This window comes from Streptomyces sp. NPDC002785, assembly GCF_040295565.1.
In the GTDB taxonomy this organism is placed as follows: domain Bacteria; phylum Actinomycetota; class Actinomycetes; order Streptomycetales; family Streptomycetaceae; genus Streptomyces.
The window spans coordinates 1-8,326 of the sequence record NZ_JBEOVN010000262.1; the positions used below are offsets into that span (position 1 = coordinate 1).

Annotated in this window: 6 protein-coding genes and 3 pseudogenes; 5 read left to right on the forward strand and 4 right to left on the reverse strand. The window is 69.3% G+C overall.

Annotated features, from left to right (window positions below):
• Positions 1 to 96: 96 nt before the first annotated feature.
• On the reverse strand, positions 97 to 819 hold the full coding sequence (locus ABTZ94_RS34280; protein ID WP_351206834.1) for a MerR family transcriptional regulator: 723 nt from the start codon (positions 817 to 819) through the stop codon (positions 97 to 99).
• A gap of 167 nt (positions 820 to 986) precedes the next feature.
• Here ABTZ94_RS34280 and ABTZ94_RS34285 point away from each other — a divergent pair.
• From ABTZ94_RS34285 to ABTZ94_RS34295, 3 genes and pseudogenes are all read left to right on the forward strand, one after another.
• Positions 987 to 1,499: pseudogene (locus tag ABTZ94_RS34285) on the forward strand (AMP-binding protein); the annotation flags it as partial.
• Between the two features lie 308 nt (positions 1,500 to 1,807).
• Complete coding sequence (locus tag ABTZ94_RS34290) at positions 1,808 to 2,284, forward strand: macro domain-containing protein (protein ID WP_351206836.1); 477 nt, start codon at positions 1,808 to 1,810, stop codon at positions 2,282 to 2,284.
• Between the two features lie 499 nt (positions 2,285 to 2,783).
• Positions 2,784 to 3,416 (forward strand): TetR/AcrR family transcriptional regulator, encoded by a 633-nt coding sequence (locus tag ABTZ94_RS34295; protein WP_351206838.1) that lies wholly within the window; start codon positions 2,784 to 2,786, stop codon positions 3,414 to 3,416.
• Here the strand turns inward: ABTZ94_RS34295 and ABTZ94_RS34300 are convergent.
• Complete coding sequence (locus ABTZ94_RS34300) at positions 3,334 to 4,326, reverse strand: oxygenase MpaB family protein (RefSeq protein ID WP_351206840.1); 993 nt, start codon at positions 4,324 to 4,326, stop codon at positions 3,334 to 3,336. The two genes, ABTZ94_RS34295 and ABTZ94_RS34300, sit on opposite strands and share 83 nt — an antisense overlap.
• A 290-nt stretch (positions 4,327 to 4,616) precedes the next feature.
• On the opposite strand from ABTZ94_RS34300, the gene ABTZ94_RS34305 reads away from it, so the two are divergent.
• Positions 4,617 to 5,534: an oxygenase MpaB family protein gene (locus ABTZ94_RS34305; protein ID WP_351206842.1), complete on the forward strand. Its 918-nt coding sequence runs from the start codon at positions 4,617 to 4,619 to the stop codon at positions 5,532 to 5,534.
• Here ABTZ94_RS34305 and ABTZ94_RS34310 read toward each other — a convergent pair.
• Positions 5,500 to 6,071, reverse strand: a pseudogene (locus tag ABTZ94_RS34310) (substrate-binding domain-containing protein); the annotation flags it as partial. The gene ABTZ94_RS34305 and the pseudogene ABTZ94_RS34310 sit on opposite strands and share 35 nt — an antisense overlap.
• A gap of 2 nt (positions 6,072 to 6,073) precedes the next feature.
• Entirely contained in the window at positions 6,074 to 7,567 is a 1,494-nt protein-coding gene (locus ABTZ94_RS34315; RefSeq protein WP_351206844.1) for a M1 family metallopeptidase, read from the reverse strand.
• 211 nt (positions 7,568 to 7,778) lie between these two features.
• Between ABTZ94_RS34315 and ABTZ94_RS34320 the strand changes: the two are divergent.
• Positions 7,779 to 8,326 (forward strand): annotated as a pseudogene (locus ABTZ94_RS34320) (CocE/NonD family hydrolase); the annotation flags it as partial.

Consider the following 8,326-nt stretch of genomic DNA (forward strand, 5'->3'; position numbering starts at 1 on the left):
GCCCGCAACCCCCCCCCCGGCCGGCTGGTCTACCCGGGGCACAGGGGCTACACCTACCCCTAACCACCACCCCCCGGGGGCCCGCTAACCGTGGCCCTACACCCCCCCCCGCAGCTCTTCCTTCAACGACCGCTGGAACGCGGTCACCAGCGCCTGGAGCACCATCGGCTGCATATGGGCCGACAGCGACTTCATCGCCGCCACATGCTCCGGGTCCGACTCCCGTTCCCGGTAGGGATTCCACACCTCGTCCCGGAACAGCCGGGTCAGCTCCTGCGCGGCGGACCGGGAGTGCTCCAGCAAAACCGTGCGCGCGGCCAGAATCGTCTCGTGGGCGATCGGTACATCGAGCAGCTCGACCCCGAGCCGCAGCAGCCCCGGGGCCACCCGGTAGCTGCCATCGGTCGGCTCAGCACGCTCCAGCACCCCCATCGCTGCCAACCGTGCCATGTCCTGTTCGGTCAGCGCCCGTCCCGCACGCCGCTCCAGCTCCGCACGCGTCGCGTCCTCCGCCGAATCCGGCGCCCAGGACGCCACCAGCGCCCGGTGGATCGCCAGGTCGTGTGCGCTCAGATCCGGCGGCAGCTGCTCCAGATAGCGTTCGATCGCGGCCAGCGTCATGCCCTGGTGCTGGAGCTCCTCGATGAGCGCGAGCCGGGACAGATGCTCATGCCCGTAGTGCCCGACGCGACGCGGCCCGATCACCGGAGGCGGCAGCAGACCCCGAGTGCTGTAGAAACGCACGGTGCGTACGGTGACACCGGCGCGCGCCGCCAGCTCGTCGACGGTGAGCGTCGGGTCCTCGGTCCCGGTCGCCATGTCTGCTCCTCGCGTTCCGACCCAGCGGCGAACTGCTGCGTCTGCACCAATCAGGTTCAACAGTATTGCTGTCTCACCACTGTTGTGAAAGTGTCCGGCAGCATCCAAGCGCAGTCCCACTCCGGTACGGACCCGCACGGTCCGGCCGATGGTGACAGGAGGCGGCCGTGACCACGATCCTGCGACACCCCGCGGAACCCGGGCAACTCACCCTGCCCGCTCTGCTCCTGCGCAACGCCGAGGACCACGGCGATCGCCCGGCATTTTCGTGGCGGGCCGGCAGCGACGGAACGCAATGGACGACCCTCACCTGGCAGGAGGTACGGCGCAGGGTCGCCGTACTCGCCACCGGGTACAGCGCACTCGGTGTGGAGCGCGGCGAACAGGTCCTCATGATGATGGGCAACCGGCCCGAACACCGGCTGTCCGACCTGGCGCTCACCCACCTGGGAGCCGTCCCCGTCAGTGTGTACAGCACCGCGGCCCGCGAACAGATCGCACACATCGCCCGGCACAGCCGTGCCCGGTTCGCGATCGTCGAGGGCGGCCGCGAACGGGAACGCTGGGAGCCGCTGCTCGCGGACGACACGGTACGGCTGGAGAAGCTGGTCGTCGTGGAGGCGGCCGAGGCCGGAACGCACCGTACGTACGGATCACTGCTGGCCACGGGCGCCCGCCTGGGCGGCGGCCCACGGCATCGACGCGGCCGCGTCCGTACTCGCCGACCAGTCGGCCGTACGGGAGGAGGTCGCCCGAGCTGTCGCGTCGGCCAACACCCGCCTCAGCAACACGGAACAGATCAAGCGCTACCGGCTGCTCGCGCGGGAATGGGGTCCGGAGACGGGCGAACTGACCCCTTCGCTGAAACTGCGGCGCCGGGTGATCCGCGACAAGTACGGCGAGTCGATCGCCGCACTGTACGAGGACGACGACCGGGACTGATCCGGCCCGGGGCGCCTGTGTCAGTGGTGGCTCCTACGCTGGTGTCATGTCGGAGATCACGTACGTACGGGGGGACGCCACCGCCCCCCAGGGCAAGGGCGTCAAGCTGATCGCGCATGTCTGCAACGACCTGGGCGGCTGGGGCAAGGGCTTCGTCCTGGCCGTCTCGCGCCGCTGGCCCGAGCCGGAGACGGCCTACCGCCACTGGCACCGGGAGCGCGCGGGCAACGACTTCGCCCTGGGTGCGACGCAGTTCGTCCAGGTGAGTCCGTACATCTGGGTGGCGAACATGGTGGGTCAACGGGGGATACGCCCGGGCAGCAACGGGGTACCGGTGCGCTACGAGGCGATCGATAGGGCCCTGGGCGCCGTGGCGGACCGGGCCGTCGAGCTCGGGGCCTCGGTCCATATGCCACGGATCGGCTGCGGGCTGGCGGGCGGCAAGTGGTCCAGAATCGAGCCGCTGATCGAGAAGCGGCTGCTGAGCCGGGGGATAGCGGTGACGGTGTACGACTACGACTAGAGCGATTCGTGCGGACCGTCGTGCGGACCGGAGGAGGATGGCTGCCTCGATCACCTGCCGTGATCACCCCACCGACCTTCCGCCTCGGCCATGCGGAAGGTGGTGCTGTCACTCCTCGTGGGCCCTCGCGCGAATCAGGCCGCGAAAGCTCTCCAGCTCCTCCAACAACCGTCGCGTACCCTCCCGGTCGCAGGCAGCCCCGGGGAAGATCCGAAGGGACGGAGGGCGGCTGCGCACGACGGTTGGAGCGGCAAGTCCCTAACTAAGGGCTGTCCCGTAATCCCTGACGGGCGCACGACGACAGCTACGGCACCTCGCCGCGTTGTCGGAACGTCCGCATACATCCAGTATGCGGATGTCCCTCCGCCTTGCGATGCACCGCATCTGACGCCGCGCGCTGCTCCACCAGGGATTACGGGACAGCCCTTAGGATCCCGGGCATGCATTCGCTGTGTATCGACTTCTATGGTGGGGGGAACCGGCGGAACGGGGAGGGGCCATGGCGGCACGGAGTACGAGCGAGACACTGCTGGCCAGGGCACTCCGTGAGACGCCGCCGTCCGACGCGCTGAGCGAGCAGATCCTCGACGCCGCGCGTGAGCAGTTCATGACCTTCGGGCTGCGCCGCTCGACCGTCGATGACGTCGCCAAGCGCGCCAGGGTCTCGCGGGTCACCGTGTACCGGCGGATGGGCAACAAGGACAGTCTGGTCTCGGCCTGTCTGCTGCGCGAGTACCGGCGCTTCGTCGTGGAAGTGGACGACGCGGTAGCCGCTCTGCCCACGACGGAGGACCGGCTCGTCGAGGGTTTCGCCGCCGTCCTCGGGCACATTCGTGAACATCCGCTCATCGGCGGGCTGTTGAGGCTGGAGCCCGAGACCATGCTCCCGTTCCTGACCCTGGAGAGCGGACCGGCCTTCCTCGCCATCCGTGAGTACCTGGCCGACCGGCTGCGTCACGCCCGGCGTGCGGAGGGGCGGCCGGAAAGCGATCCGACACCGGTTGCCGAGCTGATGGTGCGGATCACGGTCTCCTTCCTCCTCAACCCCGTCAGTTGTTTCGAGCTCGACGACGACGTGCAGGTGCGGGCGTTCGCCCGCCGCTATCTGGTGCCGTTGCTCGCTGCGGAGTAGGGCCGTCCGTGCTGCCGTCCGCGGCGGGGGAGGGGCCTGTCTCGTCGGGCAGCGGTTCCAGGGGGCGGCTGCGAGCCCAGTGCGGCCCGAGGTCGTCGAGCCGCCAGCCGAAGGGGTACGAGCGAGGCTGCGGGCGCGAGGGCAGCCAGTGCGGCCGGGCCGGCAGCCGTCGTACGCAACGCGCACGCAGCCGCAGAGCCGCCGCGGCCGACGACCGCGCCCAGTGCGGTTGCGGCCGGAAACCCAGTGCCATCAGCAGCGGCTCGTCCAGCAGGGCGAGCGAGAACCGCGCCACGAGGGGCCGCAGCGGCCGCGGATACCAGCTCGCCATGATCCGGAACGTGGCGTTCGCGACCCGGCGGTTGGCCGGGTCGTACGCGAACATCCGCTCCTCGTAGGAGTCGAGGAGCCGCTCGAACCCCTGGTAGGTGTCAGGGGCCCCCTCGATGCCCATCATCGCCGCCATCTTCCGGCCGACCTCCGCCAGCGCGTGGATCTCCTGCGCGCACAGAGGGCGCCAGCCGTACCGGTCGATCCAGCATTTCGGCCCCACGACCGTGGTCGCCAGGACATAGAGAAAGTCCTCGTTCGGGATGCGGTACTTGCCGTGGATCCGATTGAGATGACGCGCCGCGGCCCGGCCGCGCTCCGAGTCGAAGCCGTCCGCGGCCATCTCGTACCCGATCAGCACCGTGTCGTCGTAGCGCTTCTGCCCGGACCGCTCGAACTCCTGAGTGCGGTCGAGCAGCACGGAGATCCGTGGGACGCCGTAGTCGCGGAGGAAGGCGACACTCACGCCCTGCCGGTAGTCCCAGGGGGACTCGTACTGCGAGATCAGCCGGAGGATCTCGGCGTAATCGCGCGCGGGATCCATCCGGCGGATCTCGCGCAGGCGGCTGTATCGGCCCATGGTGCGCCCTCCTGTCTGCGTGTCGACTCGGTGCGGGCCCTGCTTGATTCGTCTCCTCTGGTGTTCAACTCCCTTGATTATCAAGAGATCTGACGGTTCATCTCATTCGAGGAGTCAAAGTTACAAATACTATCGACTTGTTTCATCGGCTGCGTCAACACCGGCGACGCGGATGCGCGGAGGACGGGCGTCCCGGGGCCCGTGCGCACCGGCCCGGAAGCGATCGCATACTGGATCACACAAGGGTCGGGCACCGAGCCGCACGCCCCGCCGACCGCCGGGAGCACCGCATGAACACCGAAGCAGCCAGAGACGACACCCCCGTCCCGCCGCCGCCCGGCGGTGTGCTCTGGAGCCTCTCCGGCGACATTCGCGCCCTGCTGATGCTGCCCGCCGCCCTCGCCCTCCAGGTCGCCCACCCGGCGGTAGGTGCGGGGGTCGACGAACACTCCGTCTTCCGTACGGACCCGTGGGGGCGCGGCGAGAGGTCCCTGCGCTCGCTCCAGCTATGGGTGTACGGGGGTGAGGCGGCCGCCGAGGAAGGGCGCAGGCTCCGCAAGCTGCACCGCACCATCCAGGGCACCGACACTCGGGGGCGCCGTTACCATGCGTTGTCACCCGCAAACTATGCGTGGGTGCACGCCACGGGCTTCCCCGTCTACCAGCACGCCGCGCGCTATCTCGTCCGGCCGCTCACCGACGCGCAGGAACGGGCCCTGTACCGGGAGTGGCTCCAGGTAGGCAGGATTCTCGGCATTCACGACCGGGACATGCCGCAGACGATCGAGGAGTTCTGGCCGTACTTCCGAAAGGTGCTCGCCGACGAGATCGAGCTCACCGTCGTCGTCGAGGACCTGATCGCCACCGACCGCCCCGTACCGCCGCCGGACCGCGGGCCGCTGCCGGTGCGGCTGCTGCTGAAGGCACTATGGCCGGTGCTGCTTCCGCCGCTGGCCCGGTTCCGCCGCTTTGTGACCATCGGGCTGATGCCGCCGGACGCACGCGAGGCGATCGGGCTGGAGTGGACGGATGCGCAGGAGCGGAAGCTGCGGCGGTTGTGCGGGGTGGTGCGGCGCGTCGTGCCCGTGCTGCCCGAGCGGCTGCGCTATCTGCCGTACGCGCGCAGGGCACGGGCGGCGCATCGCGAGGCCGTCCGGGGCGACGGGAAGCTCGGACGGAAGCCCGGTGCACCAACTGGGCCGGCGTGATCGCCGACTCGAGCTCGTAACCCCGCCCTTGCCGTTCAGCCGCCGCATCAGCATCGGCACCATCAACCTGCCTATTCCCTCGGCATCCTGACGGACCGTCGTCAGCGGGGGCTCGATGGCCTCGGCCATCGACACCATGTCGTCGAAACCGGCCAGGGCCACTTCCTGCGGCACCCCGCGGCCGCGCTCGCGCAGCACCCGCAGGGCGCCCGAGGTCATCAGGTCGTCGGAGGCGAAGACCGCGTCCGGAGCGGGGTGGCGCTCAAGGAGTCGCGTCATCGCCCGTGCGCCGCCGCCCTCGACGGTGAAGCCGCCCTCCGCGAACAGTGCCGGATCGCCGTCGGGCAGCACATCGCGGTATTCGTCGATCCGGTCGAGTGCCGATGTCCGGTCGCACGGTCCGGCGATGTGCGCGATCCGCCGACGGCCGAGGGAGACGAGATGGCGTACGGCCTCCGCTGCGCCGCCCCGGCCGTCCGCCGCGCACCGTCGCCCCGCCGAGGAGGGGGCGACCGTGCCCGGACCTGATCCGCGGACCGTCAGCGGTGGTCGTGAATCGTGTTCGTGGCCGCGATCTGCTTCCATGACGCGGGCTGTGCGGGCCGAGTGGGCGCGCGCAACGAACGCGCCCCGGCTGCCGCCGGTGCCTCCGGCCGCGTCGGCTGGTACAGCCAGGTGTCGAAGAGGTCGGCGAGCGGCCGGCCCGAGACCCGTTCCGCGTACGTCACAAAGTCCCCCACGCTCGCGTTCCCGTAGGCATGCTCGGCCGGCCATCCCTTCAGCAGCTCGAAGAATGTCTCGTCGCCCACCTTGTTGCGCAGGGCCTGGATCGCCAGCGCCCCCCGGTTGTAGACGGCCGCGTCGAACTGGTTGTCAGGGCCCGGGTCGCCCGGCTTCACCGTCCAGAAGGTGTCGCCCGCCGGATGCTGGGCGTAGGTGTAGTCCGCCAGCTCCTGCGCGGTGCCCTCGCCCTCCTTCTCCGACCACAGCCACTGGCTGTAGCGGGCAAAGCCCTCGTTGATCCAGATGTCCTTCCAGCCCTTGACGGACACGCTGTCGCCGTACCACTGGTGCGCCAGCTCATGGACGACGACCGAGACGTTCGCACCGTTTGCGAACTGCCTCGGGCTGTAGAACGGTCTGGTCTGTGTCTCCAGCGCGAACCCGCTGGTCACATTGGGGGAGTAACCGCCGAGCGCGTCGAAGGGATACGGTCCGAAGATCTCCGTCAGCCACTCGGCGACCTCGGTGGTCCGCTCGATGCTGGCGCGGGCCGCACCGCCGTTGGCGCCGAGGTCCTTGCTGTACGCGTTGACGACCGGCAGACCGTCCGACGTGGTGTCCGTGGTGATGTCGAACTTGCCGATCGCCAGCGTCGTCAGATACGTCGCCTGCGGCTTGGCGGAGCGCCAGTTGAAGCGGGTCCAGCCGAGCTTCGAACTCTGCGACTGGAGCGCGCCGTTGCTGATCGCCTGGGTACCGTCGGGCACGGACACCGAGATGTCGTACGTGGCCTTGTCCAGCGGGTGGTCATTGCTGGGGAACCACCAGACGGCCGAGTCCGGCTCCTGCGCGGCCACCGCGCCGTCCGGGGTACGGGCCCAGGAGGTCCAGCCGTTGATCTTCAGCTCCGACGGCTTCCCGGCGTACCGCACGACCACCGAGACGGCCTTGCCCTTTGCCAGTGCTGCAGCCGGGGTGATCTCCAGTTCCTGGTCGCCGCTCCTGGCGTAACCGGCCTTCTTGCCATTCACCCGCACCTCGGAGACGTCCAGCCCGAAGTCGAGGTTGAAACGGGAGAGTTCCTGAGTGGTCGTGGCGAGGATCGTCGCCGTGCCCTCCAGCAGATCGGTCGCGGGCTGATACTTCAGCCGCAGGTCGTAGTGGGAAACGTCATAGCCGCCATTGCCGCTGGCCGGGTAATAGGGGTCGCCGATGCCCGGGGCGCCTGCGGTGCCTTCGGCGGCCGAGGCCGGGATCGCCAGCAGCAGGGAGGCCGCGAGTGCGCTCGGGACGATGAATCTGCGGTGCACGAATGCTCCAAGTCGTCGGGGCGAATGATCTTTCGAACCGTCACGTCGACACTATTCAGCGACTGTCGCATCAGTCGTGTCCATGGCCACAGCTGTCACACGATCGCCATTCGGCCGACATGGCACACCGTGAGCGATACGTCATGGCCACGTAATGTTCACCGTTGATCGCCCCCTGTTGCCCAGGAGTTGACCGGGGTGCCTTCCGCCCATGCCGATACGTGCGCGAGGCACCCGCTTGACGTACGGATCGCCGGCGGCGGCCGTGGCCGCCCTGATGACCGTCCTGCTCTCACCGGCAGGTGCACAGCGCGCCGCAAGGCCCTCGGAGAACAGTGTCCAGGAATCCAGGCCCCTGGAGAGCAGGCCCGTCCACCGTACGAGAACGCCGTCCGCGAATCCGTCTGGGGCGACACCGGACTGGACGGCGACGGAAACGGGAAGAGCGACCGCGTCGCCGTCGACATCGTCCGGCCGCGTGAACCCGCCGGACGGGGCCGGAAAGTCCCCGTGATCATGGATGCCGGCCCGTACTACTCCTGCTGCGGCCGAGGCAACGAGAGCCGGCTCAAGACGTACGACACCGACGGCCGGCCCGTCCGGTTCCCCCTCTACTAGGACAACTACTTCGTGACGCGCGGTTACGCCTTCGTCGCCGTCGATCTGGCCGGTACCCATCGCTCCGACGGCTGTGTCGACGTCGGCGGCCGCTCCGACGACGCCCGCCGCCCGACCGCCGAGCCGCCGTCCGAGCGGCGG

What these genes read in the sequence shown, in the direction of transcription:
- ABTZ94_RS34290 (WP_351206836.1), top strand. Translation starts at nt 1,808, where the DNA reads ATGTCGGAGATCACGTACGTACGGGGGGACGCCACCGCCCCCCAGGGC.
- ABTZ94_RS34300 (WP_351206840.1), bottom strand. Translation starts at nt 4,326, where the DNA reads ATGGGCCGATACAGCCGCCTGCGCGAGATCCGCCGGATGGATCCCGCG.
- ABTZ94_RS34305 (WP_351206842.1), top strand. Translation starts at nt 4,617, where the DNA reads ATGAACACCGAAGCAGCCAGAGACGACACCCCCGTCCCGCCGCCGCCC.
- ABTZ94_RS34280 (WP_351206834.1), bottom strand. Translation starts at nt 819, where the DNA reads ATGGCGACCGGGACCGAGGACCCGACGCTCACCGTCGACGAGCTGGCG.
- ABTZ94_RS34295 (WP_351206838.1), top strand. Translation starts at nt 2,784, where the DNA reads ATGGCGGCACGGAGTACGAGCGAGACACTGCTGGCCAGGGCACTCCGT.